Source organism: Vibrio sp. 10N.222.52.B7 (assembly GCF_041474275.1).
GTDB classification, from domain to species: Bacteria; Pseudomonadota; Gammaproteobacteria; order Enterobacterales; family Vibrionaceae; genus Vibrio; species Vibrio crassostreae_C.
The window spans coordinates 85,751-100,943 of sequence record NZ_JBFRTU010000068.1; the positions used below are offsets into that span (position 1 = coordinate 85,751).

General features: G+C 43.0%; 15 protein-coding genes and 2 tRNA genes. 9 read left to right on the forward strand and 8 right to left on the reverse strand.

Annotated features, from left to right (window positions below; all coding sequences use genetic code 11):
• Positions 1 to 20: 20 nt before the first annotated feature.
• Positions 21 to 587 carry a DUF1415 domain-containing protein gene (locus AB4512_RS16615; RefSeq protein ID WP_065584218.1) on the reverse strand — a complete coding sequence of 189 codons (567 nt, stop codon included), beginning with the start codon at positions 585 to 587 and terminating at the stop codon, positions 21 to 23.
• A gap of 85 nt (positions 588 to 672) precedes the next feature.
• Positions 673 to 1,872, reverse strand: a complete 1,200-nt coding sequence (locus AB4512_RS16620; protein ID WP_372175199.1) for an MFS transporter — start codon at positions 1,870 to 1,872, stop codon at positions 673 to 675.
• Between the two features lie 110 nt (positions 1,873 to 1,982).
• Between AB4512_RS16620 and AB4512_RS16625 the strand changes: the two genes are divergently transcribed.
• Positions 1,983 to 2,855, forward strand: coding sequence for a LysR family transcriptional regulator (locus AB4512_RS16625; RefSeq protein WP_017065533.1), 873 nt, complete (start codon positions 1,983 to 1,985; stop codon positions 2,853 to 2,855).
• Positions 2,856 to 2,944: 89 nt separating this feature from the next.
• On the opposite strand, the gene AB4512_RS16630 is transcribed toward AB4512_RS16625, so the two are convergent.
• Complete coding sequence (locus AB4512_RS16630) at positions 2,945 to 3,181, reverse strand: glutaredoxin family protein (protein WP_016786183.1); 237 nt, start codon at positions 3,179 to 3,181, stop codon at positions 2,945 to 2,947.
• A gap of 137 nt (positions 3,182 to 3,318) precedes the next feature.
• On the opposite strand from AB4512_RS16630, the gene AB4512_RS16635 reads away from it, so the two are divergent.
• Together AB4512_RS16635 and rlmF are read left to right on the forward strand one after the other, a co-directional pair.
• On the forward strand, positions 3,319 to 3,816 hold the full coding sequence (locus AB4512_RS16635; RefSeq protein ID WP_004734935.1) for a YgjP-like metallopeptidase domain-containing protein: 498 nt from the start codon (positions 3,319 to 3,321) through the stop codon (positions 3,814 to 3,816).
• A gap of 4 nt (positions 3,817 to 3,820) precedes the next feature.
• Positions 3,821 to 5,143 (forward strand): 23S rRNA (adenine(1618)-N(6))-methyltransferase RlmF, encoded by a 1,323-nt coding sequence (gene rlmF / locus AB4512_RS16640; protein WP_372175200.1) that lies wholly within the window; start codon positions 3,821 to 3,823, stop codon positions 5,141 to 5,143.
• A gap of 90 nt (positions 5,144 to 5,233) precedes the next feature.
• Here the strand turns inward: rlmF and pilW are convergent, their stop codons facing one another.
• Positions 5,234 to 6,001: a type IV pilus biogenesis/stability protein PilW gene (gene pilW / locus AB4512_RS16645; RefSeq protein WP_017065536.1), complete on the reverse strand. Its 768-nt coding sequence runs from the start codon at positions 5,999 to 6,001 to the stop codon at positions 5,234 to 5,236.
• Between the two features lie 168 nt (positions 6,002 to 6,169).
• Positions 6,170 to 7,111 carry a homoserine O-succinyltransferase gene (metA, locus tag AB4512_RS16650; protein ID WP_017066439.1) on the reverse strand — a complete coding sequence of 314 codons (942 nt, stop codon included), beginning with the start codon at positions 7,109 to 7,111 and terminating at the stop codon, positions 6,170 to 6,172.
• Between the two features lie 275 nt (positions 7,112 to 7,386).
• Here metA and AB4512_RS16655 point away from each other — a divergent pair, with 275 nt between their 5' ends.
• Positions 7,387 to 7,755, forward strand: coding sequence for an ATP-binding protein (locus AB4512_RS16655; protein ID WP_102479099.1), 369 nt, complete (start codon positions 7,387 to 7,389; stop codon positions 7,753 to 7,755).
• A gap of 74 nt (positions 7,756 to 7,829) precedes the next feature.
• Positions 7,830 to 8,252: a DUF3859 domain-containing protein gene (locus AB4512_RS16660; protein ID WP_017065538.1), complete on the forward strand. Its 423-nt coding sequence runs from the start codon at positions 7,830 to 7,832 to the stop codon at positions 8,250 to 8,252.
• A gap of 108 nt (positions 8,253 to 8,360) precedes the next feature.
• Here AB4512_RS16660 and AB4512_RS16665 read toward each other — a convergent pair whose 3' ends face one another.
• The gene (locus tag AB4512_RS16665) at positions 8,361 to 9,467 is read right to left on the reverse strand and encodes a M20/M25/M40 family metallo-hydrolase (RefSeq protein ID WP_017059177.1); all 1,107 of its coding nucleotides are present in this window, start codon (positions 9,465 to 9,467) and stop codon (positions 8,361 to 8,363) included.
• A gap of 260 nt (positions 9,468 to 9,727) precedes the next feature.
• Between AB4512_RS16665 and AB4512_RS16670 the strand changes: the two genes are divergently transcribed.
• A complete protein-coding gene (locus AB4512_RS16670) occupies positions 9,728 to 11,686 on the forward strand; it encodes a GGDEF domain-containing protein (protein ID WP_102427817.1) in 1,959 nt (652 codons plus the stop codon).
• Between the two features lie 135 nt (positions 11,687 to 11,821).
• On the opposite strand, the gene AB4512_RS16675 is transcribed toward AB4512_RS16670, so the two are convergent.
• Entirely contained in the window at positions 11,822 to 12,007 is a 186-nt protein-coding gene (locus tag AB4512_RS16675; protein WP_017059179.1) for a hypothetical protein, read from the reverse strand.
• A 273-nt stretch (positions 12,008 to 12,280) separates the two neighbouring features.
• Here AB4512_RS16675 and AB4512_RS16680 point away from each other — a divergent pair, with 273 nt between their 5' ends.
• Positions 12,281 to 12,940, forward strand: coding sequence for a DUF2726 domain-containing protein (locus AB4512_RS16680; RefSeq protein WP_017065541.1), 660 nt, complete (start codon positions 12,281 to 12,283; stop codon positions 12,938 to 12,940).
• Between the two features lie 127 nt (positions 12,941 to 13,067).
• Here the strand turns inward: AB4512_RS16680 and AB4512_RS16685 are convergent, their stop codons facing one another.
• Positions 13,068 to 14,081, reverse strand: coding sequence for a porin (locus AB4512_RS16685; protein WP_136974913.1), 1,014 nt, complete (start codon positions 14,079 to 14,081; stop codon positions 13,068 to 13,070).
• Between the two features lie 758 nt (positions 14,082 to 14,839).
• Between AB4512_RS16685 and AB4512_RS16690 the strand changes: the two genes are divergently transcribed.
• Positions 14,840 to 14,916, forward strand: a tRNA-Val gene (locus AB4512_RS16690).
• A 69-nt stretch (positions 14,917 to 14,985) separates the two neighbouring features.
• Positions 14,986 to 15,062: transfer RNA gene (locus AB4512_RS16695), tRNA-Val, on the forward strand.
• The last annotated feature ends 131 nt before the right edge of the window (positions 15,063 to 15,193 follow it).

A 15,193-nucleotide genomic window follows, 5' to 3' on the forward strand; every position in this document is an offset into this window, starting at 1 on the left:
ATTTTCCGATTCGGAATAGCTTAACTGAACAGGTAAGGGAACAGTTTACGACGCTCTTCTGGCGTTAAAGACTCAACTCTTGCGATGTTGGTGTCTGGGATCGCTTCAGGGTTAGGGTAGTGCTTCAGTACCTTTTCCATGCTTGCTTCACGAATCAAATGGTAAACAGGGTATGGAGAGCGATTCGTTAGGTTTTCATCGTCTTCTGGATCCGCACCACCAAAGCAATAGTCAGGATGGAACGTTGCCACTTGGTAAACGCCTTCCCAGTCTTGCTGTTTGATCAACGCTTCAACCCAATCAATGAACATGTTGTAGTCGAAGAAGTCTTGCAGCATGTTAGGAACCACCACTAAAGTCGTCTCTAATTCAGCAACTGGCGTATTATCTAACTCTACGAAATGCGTCATGATGTCTTCCAGTAACGCTTCTTCCGTATTCGCTTCACTCACAAAGATCTTAATCTGTTTATTACGTTGTGGCTTGGCTGCGAATGGGCACAGGTTTAGGCCAATAACGACATCGTCTAACCATTGTTTTACTTGGTCGTGGATGGTTTGAAGATCTGTGCTTTGAGTGTTCGACATAACAGGTTCCGAAATGAAATTTTGCGTAGGATATCAGAACGGACGTTAATCAAAAGCAATAATTGAGTTACAACCCTAGTCGTACTTATGCTTGTGCGAGTTTAGAGGCCGATACTTGAAGTTGTTTTAATTGGTAGACCCAAGCAAATATCGCAACATAGAAGATTGAACCGCCCGCAATCACGCCATTCCAACCGAATAGTTGCCAGCAATACAAGAGTAAGAAACCACCTAAGCTCCCGCCTATGTAATAGTGTACTAAGTAAAGAGCGGTTGCCGTTGCCTTAGCGCTCGGTGCTTTTTGACTTACCCAAGAGTAGGCAAGGGTATGGGCTAAGAACGCGCCGCCACTAATCAATAACAAGCCTGCTAGCATGAACGGAACTTTGTCGACTGCAGAAATTAGCATTCCGATTAAGCTAATACACACGCCCATCAATATTCCGCTTAACGGGTCAAAGCGAAGTGTCCATTTGTTGGAGAGCTTAGAGCTTACCGTACCGGCCAAGTAACATAGGAATATCAGTGAAGCTAAACCAACGGGTACCGAGTGAGGTTCGGATACTAGCCTAAAGCCCATTACAGAGTACAGGTTAACAAACAGCGCGAAGTTAGCACCACCAATCAACATGGCAAGCCACAGTGTGCGGTTTCTTAAGTGCATTACAACGGAGCGGTTGTGATGAAAGAACAGCCCTTTTTGAGGTTTGAAGTTCTGTTGGTCAGGTAGGCGATAGGCAATAAAGAGTGCACCAAGCAATGAACCGACAACGAAAAACAGTACAGTTGCATGCCAATCGAAATAGTCTGTAATTAAGCCGCCTAATACACGTCCGAAGATTCCACCCAATGAGTTGGCCGCAATATAACCTCCAATCGCGACAGCAAAGGCTTTGGGTGTTAACTCCTCAACCATATAGGCAACCGCCACGCCTGCAAAAGCTGCGACCGCAATTCCCATGAATGCTCGGGCAATAACGAGTTGCAACAAGGTAGTCGTGAACACCATGCTTAACCCTATTAATGGGATAGCGAACAGACTGAACAGAATAATGGGTTTACGACCAAAGGTTTCAGAGGCAATTGCCCAAGGTACCAAGCTAATCGAAAGGCCGAGTGTTGTAGCAGCAAATAACCAGTTGATCTGAGTTTCAGATACTTGGAAGTGCTCCGCCATGTGCGGCAAGATTGGCTGAAAGAGGTAAAGGTTACAGAAAATGATAAACGAGCCAATCGCCAATGATTGGGTGATGCGTTTGTATTGAGGACTGCCTTTATCAAACATTTACGTTGTGCCTGCACGAGTTAGTAAGCTATTTGTGAACAAGTTATCAGTACAAGTGTGATTAAAGAAATATATTAAAAATATCACCTCTATATATTTAATATATCGCCATGCTTGAATCAAAACCACTTCGACATTTTCTGGCTGTTGCGCAGTTTGGTAACTTCACTCAGGCCGCCAAAGCGCTGCATATCGCTCAGCCCGCATTGAGCATTTCTATTAAAAAACTAGAACAGACGCTTGAGTTGATTCTATTTCGTCGAGGCGATAAATCCGTCACTTTAACGGAGGAGGGCAAAGTACTGTTTGAGCATGCAAAGCGAATCGCCCAGCAGTTTGATGATGCTCAGCTCGCGATGAATGAACTAAAGGGGCTAGAAAAAGGCGAGGTTCGATTAGGCGCTCCAAGTATGATGGGCAGTTACTTTTTCCCCCAAGTAGTGATGGCATTTAAAAGCCAATACCCAAACCTAAAGTTGACCTTGATTGATGCTGGCACCGCATCGATTCGTGAAATGCTGTTAAACGGCGAACTCGATATTGGCGTAATTAATCATGAGAACGTTCCAGATGATTTGGAAACGGATCATCTGTTAAGCTCAGAAATGTTAGCTGTAGTTGGCAAAGATCACCCACTGGCAACGCAACCATCCATCACCTTTGAAGAATTTTTTGCTCAAGAGCTGATCATGTTCAAATCGGGCTACTTCCACCGCGATTTTATCGATGCGACTTGTAAGAAGTACAATCTCGATATGACCATTGCGTTCGAAACCAATTTATTGCCAATGATTCTTTCTATCGTGAAGCGAGAGTTTGCCATCACCGCGTTGCTTAGCTTGGTGACAGAATACGAGGAAGATGTCGTAGGCGTGCCATTTAAAGACCCTGTGAAACTGAACCTATCTTTGGCGTGGAGAAAGGAAGGGTATCTGTCAAAAGCAGACCGAACCTTTATTGATTTCGTTAAGCGGTATGTGTGATTTAGTAAGATTTAAATAAACAAAGCCCGAACATCCTAGATTGGATATTCGGGCTTTGTTGTATAGAAGTATGACTGGCTCAGAGCACGTTAGGTGTTCTTTGAGTTATACATCTTATCGAAGTTCTTCTGATTCCAGCCGACCATCACTTGATCGCCGATCTTAAGCACGGGGATAGAACGAGCACCCATCGCTTGTAATTCTTTACGACCACGCTGCATCTTTGCATTCGTCAGGCGGTAAACAATTTTCTTAGAGTCTAAATACCTTTGGGCATCTTTACAGTGCGGGCATTTGTCTGCGACGTACAATACAACACGTTTCATTTTTTCATTCTCTTGGTGAATCTCGCTAAAGTGTAACGAATCCTAGGTGATTAGAAAAGTGTGATCAGTTACACTATGCGGCTCAATTTTCAAGACCACAACGTATTGTCGTGGTGTAACTTGTACGGTCTTTCAGCATGCATCCTTCTTTACGCTATATTCAAGGCTATCCTAAGCACATTCTTGATCCTGTTACTCAACTTGTAGAGTCGGGTAAATTGGTGCCTTGGTTTGAAGCTCGCTACCCAAAGAATCATGAAATAAAAAGCGAGAAAGCCCTGTTTGACTATGCGATTGAGATAAAAAATCGCTACATGAAAAAAACACCACCGATCAGCAAAGTGATTTACGACGGCAAGATACACCTAATCAATAATGCGTTAGGTCTGCATTCTTACGTTGCTAAGAATCACGGTGGAAAGATCAAATCAAAGAATGAAATTCGTATCGCCAGTGTTTTTAAAAATGCACCAGAACCTTTGCTAAGAATGCTGGTGGTACACGAACTGGCGCATATCAAAGAGAAAGAGCACGACAAAGCCTTTTACCAACTATGCTGTCACATGGAACCGGAATATCATCAACTTGAGTTGGATGCCCGTTTATTCATGATGTATTTAGATTTAAAGAAGTAGCCCAATGAGCCAATCACAAAATAGAACGACGCTAAGCCTGTCGAAAAACAGCACTTCATCAGCAAAAACAAAAGACAACCAAGCTGATGTTAAGCCAAGTACAGCTAAGCCAAGCAGCGACAAGCGTATTTCTACAAAGAACACATCTGATAAAAGCCGCAAGAATAGTGCACCTAAAGGCGCGGGCAATAACAAAGCAAGGCGACCTTTTGCAAAAGATAGCAGAGGTAAACCGGGTGCCAATAAAGGATCATCGAATAAGGGTTCTTTCAATAAAACGGCTTTTAACAAGAACGCAGCTCAGAAAAGACGCTCGGCTGAAAAACCTCAAGGTGGATTACACCCAAGAAACCAGCACACTGGCCGCTATAACTTCGAGTTACTAGTTGCAGCCTTGCCTGAGCTAAAAGAGCATCTGATCAAGAATCCGGTTGGCGAAGACACCATTAATTTCTCTGATCCATTGGCTGTTAAGCTACTCAACAAAGCTTTGTTGGCGCATCACTATGGCGTTAAACATTGGGATATTCCTGCTGGTTACTTGTGCCCGCCAATTCCTGGTCGTGCAGACTACATTCACAGAGTGGCCGACATCCTTAATAGCGATGGCCAAGGTGAACCCTATAACCACGCGTCTGTGAAAGCATTAGATATTGGTGTCGGTGCAAACTGTATCTACCCAATCATTGGTGCGACAGAGTATAAGTGGCGTTGTACAGGGACAGATGTTGATTCAGTCTCCATCAAAACAGCGAACTTCATAGCGGAAAGCAACCCTAATCTAAAAGGTAAGATCCGCGCTCGCCTACAAGCTGACTCTGAATCTATCTTTAAGGGCGTGATTAAGGATAATGAACGTTACGATGTCACTATTTGTAATCCTCCATTCCACAGCTCTCTTGAAGAGGCTGAAAAGGGGTCACAACGTAAACTGGATAATCTAGCGGCGAACCGTGCTAAGAAAGCCGGTCAGTCATTCAAGCCTGAAACGAACAAGAAGCCAGTTAAGTTAGATAAATCAACTAAGCAAGCTAAACCAACCTTAAACTTTGGTGGTCAAAAAGCCGAGCTTTGGTGCCCAGGTGGTGAAGCCGCTTTCATTATGAAGATGGCAAGAGAGAGTCAACTTTTTGCTACTCAAGTTTTGTGGTTTACGACATTGATTTCTAAGAAAGATAACGTCGATATGGTTCGTTCAGAGCTTGGCAAGCTTAGAGCTAAACAAGTGAAAGTCGTCGAGATGTCACAAGGCCAGAAGGTAAGTCGCTTTATCGCATGGACCTTTATGGACGATGAGCAAAGACAAGAGTGGATCGCGCTAAAATAGGGGCTGCACTTAGTTAAGATATTAAGCTGAAATACGGACGGGCTTGTTGTTAACGCAACAAGCCCGTTTTTTTTGTGTTTTGCATATAACCTAAGCAGAAAGCAACTCATCTAACTTACTCTGATATTTCTGCTCTAGAGCTTTGTTACCTGCTTTGTTTTCGAGATCGACCAAGATTTTAAGCGATGGAATTTGATAGCCATAACGCTGGTGGAATTTGAATAAACGGATTCGAGCGTCATTGTAATCGGCGTCACTCACTTCAATTTTTGATAACTGTAGTATCGATTTTACGCGGTTTGGATCGTGGTCAATCGCTCTGCTGAAGTAGTACTTCGCTTGGTCGGTATTGCCAGCCTTAAATGCGCAAAACGCGGCGTTTTCATAACTTGCAGACACCAAGTAGTAGTAGGGTTGGTCGATGGCGCGATTGAAGTAATTATCGGCTTGTTCGTATTCGCCCTGTTTACACAAGAAGGTACCGTAGTTGTTCAATACATTGCCATTTCTTGAATCAAGACTGAGTGCTTTGCGGTAAGTGCTTCTCGCTTCATCTACTTCACCCACTTGTTCGTAGTAATGCGCCATTGAAAGCCGAGCACGGTAGTAGCTAGGTGCGTGTTTAATCGCGAGCTCAAGGTTTTCACGCGCTCTCACCATATTGCCTTGTCCCATATAGCCCAAACCTAATTCGATTCGAGATTCAGACATCGCGATAGGATCACTTTCAATCTTTGGCGGTCCTTCAGTGACAGAGACACAACCGGCCAAGGAAAGCGAGGCAAGTAGTACCACACTTGATAACGAAAGAGGGCGGGACAACGAAATCGGATTTGAAAATGATGGCTTGGCAGGCATGTGAAGCTCCTTATGAACACCAACCCATCATATGAAATCAAACCCATTGAAGTCGTAAATCTATCATGGAATGCGACCCACACACCATAAAAAAACCGCGTCCAATTCGTCGTTTTATCAACAACATACTGAACACGGTTTATGTGTTTGTGAATCGGAAGAAAGAACTTAATCGTCTTTGGTAAAGTTGTCTTCGCTGAAATGATCCAGATCGTAAGGCGTTTGTTGGTAAACGCAGTAGTTTAGCCAGTTTGAGAACAACAAGTGTCCGTGGCTGCGCCAGCTTGCAACCGGTTTGTTGTCTGGATTGTTATTCGGGTAGTAGTTGATTGGTATCACAGGCTCCATGCCTTCACCCAAATCTCGAATGTACTCATTGTGAAGTGTGTGAGAGTCGTACTCAGGGTGACCCGTTACAAACACGTTTCGCTTATCTTTGGTTGCTGCTAGGTATACGCCTGCAACATCAGAAGTTGCAAGAACATCAAGGTCAGTATGTTCCGCTAAGTACTCTTGAGAGAAGTCCGCATAGCGAGAGTGCGGAGCTAAGAATGTATCGTCGAAGCCACGTAAAATAGGGTGGTATGGGTTATGTATCTCGTGGTTATAAACACCAGACAGCTTCTCTTTACGCGTGCGTTTTGGCAAATCATAGAGTAATTTCAAACCAGCCTGAGCCGCCCAACACACGTATAGCGTTGAAGTAACGTGCTTGTTTGCCCATTCCATGATGGTTTTCAGGTGATCCCAGTAGATCACATCTTCAAATTGAACCAAGCCAAGCGGCGCACCAGTGATGATCAATCCATCAAAGTTTCTTTCTTTGACCATTTCAAATTGGCGGTAGAAGTTATCAAGGTGTTCAGTCGGTGTGTTTTTACTTGGTCGGTCATCAATGCGCAGCAGCTCTACATCCACTTGCAATGGGCTGTTCGATAGTAGGCGTAAAAATTGAGTTTCAGTTTCAATCTTCTTCGGCATTAGGTTGAGGATCAAGACTCGAAGTGGACGAATTTCCTGTGTCGATGCTCTTGATAACGGCATAACGAAGATGTTTTCTTCACGAAGAACATCGGATGCTGGCAATTGGTCTGGAATGCGAATAGGCACAGCTTTCTCCCTAAGCTAGATATGTAGACGTCTATACATCTAAATCTATAGTAGTTTGATACGCTTGTCGATATGCAAAATGGATAGATGTAAATTATTTGTGTTTTCTATCAGAAGCAATCCACGCGCTTCGAGGGGAGTCTCATTGTATTCAGTGATTGTCTGAGTCGTGTGTAAGTACTTGGTTTTCGTATGCTGAGCAGAGGCAGTTATCAGAGCAACTCGTTACTATTTACGATAAACTCATGTTTTCAAATTAGCCTGTACAGTGACAGATGAAGTTAATACTCATTCGAGGGTTGCCCGGTTCTGGCAAATCAACAAAAGCAAAAACCTACGATGCATTGCATGTCGAAGCCGATATGTATTATGTGAATGAGCAAGGTGAGTACCATTTTGATCCTAGGCAGCTGCAACAAGCTCATGAGTGGTGTCAAAACACAGCTGAAAACGGCTTAAAGCAAGGGCTTGATGTGGTTGTTTCAAATACCTTTATTAAGCATTGGGAAATGAAAGCCTACCGCCAACTTGCACGCAAATATAAAGCAGAATTAATTATCGAAGTCTGCCGAGAGCAATATGGCACGATTCACGACATTGAGCCGTCGGTGATTAAACGTATGGCGAAAGACTGGCAAGAATAGCCTCGTGCTTATCCAGCTTGGCTGAATGGAAAATTGAATCAAATTAATAGAACAACTTCAAGGTAACGATTGAAATGGCAAAGCGCTCTGTTGTGGTCGACATGACTTCTTATGGTATCTATTCCACATGGGATTCCAAATCTAAAGATCTTCCAAAAATCCAAAAGTTCACCACTACCGTTGATGCCGAAATCGATGTGGAATTTGGCTATATCTTGAATATCAAGAAAGCCAAAGGCGAAAAGATTCGTTACTGCATTTATCACCCAAACATCACCACAGACAAAGGTGAAGTGCTCGAACCGTTCGATGGTGAAGAGTATGTCGGCAACAATGACTGGGATTTCTACTTAGGTGACACTATCTGGGCACCTGTCTCGAACAAGTTAGGTAAATGGCGCATGACGGTTGAGCTAAAAGGCAACATTATTGCTGATAAGACATTCGACCTCGTAGCAAAAGACGAAGGCCAATTCTGGAAGCGTAGAGGGTTTTAGATTCGACCTTCTATGTTCACCTAAATAGCAAAAAGCCGAGCATCGTGTTGATGTCTCGGCTTTTTTCATTGTGCTAGATAGAAGTGACTACCCAACTAATGGATTCGATTATTGCGTTACGTAAGCCACAACAAACTCAGTGATTGCGACCATGTCTTTCACTGCAATGTACTCTTCAGTGGTGTGAACTTTCGCCATACCAGTAGAAAGGTTAACTGTTGTCAGGCCTTTTGCGTTGAAGTTGTTTGCATCGCTACCGCCGCCAGTGCGTTTAGTGTTCGCTGTGACGCCAAGCTTCTCAAACGCCGATTTGATAGAAAGAATGTGCGGATGATCGTCTGCAATAACGAATGCATCGTAAGCACGAGTTGATTCGATTTCTACTTCAGCGCCGAACTGCTTAGCACTTTCTTGGAATGTAGAGATCATATGTTCAACTTGAGCCGTTAGCTTTTCGCCGTTTAGAGAACGTGCTTCAGCCACGACTTTAAGCTCTGGCATTACGATGTTAGTTGCTTGACCACCTTCAACAATACCAACGTTTGCTGTCGTTTCTTCATCGATACGAAGTAGGTTCATCTTAGTGATAGCGTCTGCAGCAACTTGAATTGCGCTGATGCCTTCTTCTGGTGCTAAACCAGCGTGAGCAGGGCGACCTTTGATTTTAGCAACAATCTTCTGCTGGCCAGGCGCTGCGTTTACGATAGTGCCAATTGGACCGCCTGTATCAAGTACGATTGCGTGCTCAGATTGAATGTAAGACATATCGAAGTTCAAAGAGCCGAACAGACCGCCTTCTTCGAATACAGTAAATGCAATCTCGATAGTTTTGTGCTCTTGTCCTTCAGCTTTAATGCAACGAACCGCTTCCATGATAGCTGCGATACCAGACTTGTCGTCACCACCTAGAATTGTGTTGCCTTTTGAACGGATGATACCGTCTTCGATGATTGGCTCAATGCCGATGCCTGGCGTTACTGTGTCCATGTGGCAGCTGAACACTGTGCTACCTGGAAGAGTGCCATCTAGACGAGCGTAGATGTTGAAACCATTAGACACTTCTTCAGGAACCGCCAGTTTGTGAACTTCAAAACCTAGTTCACCGAGTTGCTCAGCCAAAGCTTCAGCAATCGCTTTTTCGTTACGAGATTCACTATCAATTTTCACTAGATCGCAGAAATGTTCTACAAGACGTTGTTCATTAATTTGGGTCATTGTTAATTCTCATTATGCTTCCGCTTGTTCAAAAAGAAGCCGCGGAGGTAGGAACAGGAAAATCACTATAACGCCAATGAGGTAGATGATTGTCTGAGTTAAATCAAGAAAGTTGCCTGATTATTCTAATTAATGAGAAAAACCCAATTCAGATCCACCAGTGCGCAGGATTTTAATCTGTATATCTGTCGGGTATAATGTTTGACCGCTCTTAAAAAACGTCAATAAAATTGGAATTCAATCAATAATGGCCCTGATAAATGAATAGAAACAATGTGTTAGGTTCATTCCTTTTCGTGGTGCTGATGAGTATTGTGCTGGGGCTGTATTTGCTCTATCCAACTTATGACGACGATTTAAAGCATATTCGCCCTGAAAACCCGAGTGTTTATAGTCCAGAGAAAGAGTTATCACTCTCTCAATATGGATCTGCGTTGATCGATATTCTCGATGTATCTCGTGGTGACCCTAATTTAGCTTCCCTACAACTTGAGGCTCTCCAAGCCAAGTTCCCAGACCAAGATAAAGCCATCTATCGTGCTTACGAATTGATGATTTTGTCGAACCTCGCGCAACATAAGTTGGATACCAAAGCGGTTTCCGAATACGTCAGGCAGATTAAAGCACTCGCACAACACGAACATATGGGTTGGTTAAAGGCCCAATCTCTCGTTGAATTAGCGATCGAATACATCAGTACGGGTGAGCTAGCGGAATCTGAAATCCAAATCAGAGCTGCGATAGATATCGCAGAATCGCTTCACTATGAAGAGTTGTTGATTAAGGCCTATAACACGGCTGGTGTCATCAATAACATCCGCAATGACTTTCCTGAAGCTCAATACTTTTTCCATAAAGGTTTAGACCTTGGTAAGAAGTACCCTCATCACATCTACAACAGCAAGTTAGTGTCAAATATGGCACTGCTTTATATCTATTTGGAAGACTGGCCTAAAGCGCTCAAGCTGATTAAAAGAGCCAAAAAGCTCTATTACAAGAGTGGACTACTCGAAGCGTCTACCATCGGCGTGCTGCATGTGAATGAGTCTTTTGCTTATCTGCGCAGTGGTGATTTAGTCAAAGGCCGAGAAGCATATCAAAGTGCGGCTAAGCTAAATGGCGATAACGTGAGTGAACGATACAAAATCATCCTATTAAAAGCAGAGAGTGATGTGTTGTTGGCGGAAAAGAACTTTGAGTCAGCACGACAAGTCGCAAACTTGTGTCTTAGATACCCAGGCGTGGACAAATACACACTTCAATTGGGGCAGTGTTACCTAAATAGAGCCTTAGCGAACATTGGTTTGAACCGAGATAATTTTGTTTTTGCTGATCTAAAGCGATCGTCTGCAATGTTCGATGTTGTGGGGACTCGCAGCTGGAAGGTCCTCGGCTTAAGAACACTTGCTGAATACTATGATTCGAGAGGCGACAGCGAGAACGCACTTCGTTACTTCAAACTCTATTACAAGGGCAACAAAGCGCTGCTATTTGATAAGCGCCAGAGTGATATCTTTTTACTAGAGCAAGATTTCGCTACGGCATCATTAGCTCAAGAAAACGAACTGCTTAACGCAGAAAAAGAGTTGGGTGAGCTGACATTAGATAAGCAGCAATTACGGAATCGAATCGTCGTCGCTTTGGGTATCATGGTGATGATAAGCGCCACGTTACTATTGATAAGGTTACGCTCGATCCAGAAGACCAACAAAGAACTACTTAAGCAATCAACAAGATGCGAACTGACAGGCTTATACAATAGGCGTTACTTAGAGCAACGGTTAACTCAGCCGATGCCACATCATTTGTCGTCGTTTGGGTATACGCTCGCTATTCTAGATTTAGACCGCTTCAAACAAGTTAATGACACTTATGGGCATGATATTGGTGACCAAGTGCTGGTGGAAGTCGCTAAGCGTTTAGAGAAAATCTTATCAACAAACGATGTAGTGGCAAGATGGGGTGGGGAAGAGTTTGTTTTGTTGCTGGCTGGGAATCAAGATCCTAATAAAGAGCTTAAGCTTATAAGGCAAGCGATCGCTGACCGAGCGATTGAAACGCATTCTGGCCCATTAGAATTAACCACATCGATTGGTGCGACGACTCATCTAACGGAGCAACAGTTGAATAGCCGTACCTATAAGAAACACTTGAAATCGGCAGACGATGCTTTGTATCAAGCTAAGCAGTCAGGGCGCAATAAAGTCGTTATCATTTGAGTTCCTAAACTTAGTTAATCCCCTGCAATCAAGAAACCTGAACTTCAATAACTAAGCGAATAAGAGTGCTTATCTGAACTAATACGGCTATTTACTCTTATTCGCTTAATTCATACTGTGATTTGGCTTGGTGGGTTACTTAGCGACACCTTGAAGCATTTCAACCAATTCGCCTTCTGTCGCTGGTTCGCTAGCGAGTTCAATCACAGCCGAAGCTCCTCCCTTTAACATGTAGGCTTGGGTTCCGCAGTGGTCATAGTGGAACCATTTACCATCTACACATACGTCGGTATAACATCTTGGGTCTTGTTTAAGTTCCATATCAATTTCCTTATTAACATTTGCCTAACGTTTTTCAGACTAGTTGATCACAAATCTAGGTAAATTGATCTAAATCAATCTAGAGTGTAATTGATGATTTAATTATCAAAATAAGAGAGGTGTGTCTAGCGAAGGAGCGACCTCTCGTTGGGCACTGCGCTCAAAGGTCGTGATTCTGGTTGGCAACTCTCGCTCTTTTGCTTGCCAGGTGATGCTTTTCTACATACGCTAGCTACTTTCTTAATCCCTATACAGACTTGATTGTGTTGGAAAATGACTAATATCTTTATCGTTGTAATTGTTCTGGTTGTGTTCTTTTACTTTATTCAAAAGTATGTGGTGAAACACGATGACACCAAAGACCACGCTTATCAGAAGAAAGGCGCGTTAATGTCGGCGCAACAGGCGACATTCTATAATGCGCTAAAATCAGCTGTGGGCAACCATGGGGAAGTGTTTGCTAAAGTCAGCATGTCGAACGTACTTGTTCCTGCTAAGACGAACAATAAGAAGAATTGGTTTATCGCCAACAACAAGATCTCACGTAGTTACTTCGACTTTGTTGTTTGCGACCCGCGAACGCTAGAGCCCCGCGTTATTATCGAACTTGATAACGGCAAAGAGCTCAATAAAGGGAAAGTCGATCGCGAAAAGCTACTAATTCACGTGTGTAAATCGGCAGGTTTACCTCTGATTGGTGCATCTATTAAACACAGCTACCAAGTGAGCCGTTTGAAGAGGTTACTGGCAGCACACATCGATTTAATCGAGCCATCAAAAGAAGTGCGATTTTGTAAGAAGTGTGGTAGCCCAATGATCATCAAACTGGCAAGCCAAGGCGATTACAAAGGCCGACGCTTCTTCACTTGTAGCCGCCAGCCAAACTGCACCTATACCGAAAACTACAACGTTGTATTCGATGTTGAAGAATAGTTGGTATCGATAGTAATGCATCCGGTTGGACTCCATTCAATCGCTTAGATACGAATAAGTTATACAAACTAAAAAGCCGAGCATTGATTATGCTCGGCTTTACTAATATTAAGTGGATTGGTTTAGACTAAAACGCGTAACGCATACCGAGCTGTAGCTCATCTTCGTCGTTATCGCCTTGCCCACCTTCGCCCTCGTCTAACATGTTAAACTTATAACTACCAAAGAAGGCCACATCGCCAATATAACGTGCGTATTCTAGACCGATAAAGTTAATGTCGTAATCTGCAATATCGTCAGCTTCAAAGTAGCTGTAGGTCAGGTTGACGGTGTTGGCACCAAACGAGTATCCCAAGTAAGCATCGGCAGAATCGTAGTCTGAATCTTTTACGCCTAGACCTGAAATACTACCAAATTGATAGAGTGCGGCGAACCAAACCCCCTGATCGTTGGTGTACTTAACCGCACCAATATAGGCATCAGAAGTTTCTGTATCTGTCCCAACGCCATAGGTTTCATCACTTGACGCATAACCGACGCCAATATCTAACCCAATCGAAGTGCTGCCGGCGACAACTGCACCGAAGCCGTCACTTTGTGCTGATTCACTATCTGAATTGAAATTGCCATCAATTTGAAAGGTGATGTTGTCGCTTGTCAGTTCATAACGTAAAACATTTTTTGCTCGATCAGCAGTCGACACCGTGTATTCATTGATATAGCCGCTGAAGGTTTCAGCCATATCCGTCCAATCGGTTAAGTAGGTAACGGCATTATTTTGGTGGCCATAATAGACGTTACCGTGATTGGTTTGAACACCCGTATATAAGAATCGAGTGTTAATGCCGATATCATCTGATGCGCCATCTTCAGACTCTGTTAGTTCGAATTCATATTTCCCAAAAAAGGAAATATCGTCCGACGCTTTTTGTGTGCCATCGACACTTAAGCGGACACGTGATCTATCACTATAGGTGCTACTATTACCAGCACTTTTATTCGCATCAGAGAAATTCCCTCGAACTTCTGCGCGGCCGCCGATATTGAATACTGTTTCATCTGTCTCATAAATGGTCGCTGCCGATACGGCAGATGTCGATAGTATGCTCACCACTGCAATGGCGATATGTGATTTTTTCATAATTTATTCCCTATTTTTCACACTTGTATTTATCGTAAACCATAAATTCACGTATAGCATTGAATTTAGATTATTGATTCCTACAGATTATGAATATAGGCGCGCTTTACCATTATGCAAATTTCATTATGTATTACTGTGCTGTATGTATTCAAAATAGCTATGATGTGTGGGGTTGGGTTTTGAATTGCTTATAGATTGTTGCTCTTGAGGGAGATTAATTGTAGCTGATGTTTTTCGACTATAGAGTGCTATCGTATTTATGTATGTTGGTAATAACCCGGCCACTTTATATGAAAAATCCGAATTTAGTCATTGCGGCCTAGTAATTCGATGACGACGATTACAAAATCGTGGTGATTTTTATGAATGATGTATTTCAGTGAGTTACAAAGCCTCTGCGTGCCTTTCACTTATAATGATCAAAATACTACGGTAACCCAATGGGCAAGCAAAATTTTTGACACTAAATATAGGCATTGATCTATACCTGTATGGTTACTGTAAAGGCCAAGAAAAACGGTATAGACAACAAAAATCCCAAATTGAACACATTAGGTTAGTTAATTGGTTGTCATCAAGGATTAGAATTTTTTCTAACTAAACTTTGTTTTTCAGCGGTTTGACGATAATCTGGGTGTAAAATCGACATGTTGTTATGTCTTTGATTGCAAAGTGAGCAAACGAATCGCAAGATGCCAGTTAATACTTGCACCATCTGTTTATCATAGATATCATCGTTGGCGTTCTAAGGGAATGCGTCCGTAGCTCAGTTGGTTAGAGTACCGCCTTGACATGGCGGGGGTCGGTGATTCGAGTTCACTCGGACGCACCATTCCTTATTTGTTTTTATTGCATAACTATTGAGTTTGTCACAATGGTAGTAATAAGAAATTAGAACATCGCCCGCTTAGCTCAGTTGGTTAGAGTACTTGCATGACATGCAAGGTGTCACTGGTTCGAGTCCAGTAGCGGGCACCACATTATACGAAAGAGCCCACCTAGTGTGGGCTTTTTTGTGCCTGTAATTCCTTGTTTTATCAGGCTCTTAGCCATTTTTTGGTCCCAAGAGGTCCCGTGATGTGTTGTAAAATCCACCGTTTAAAGTAATC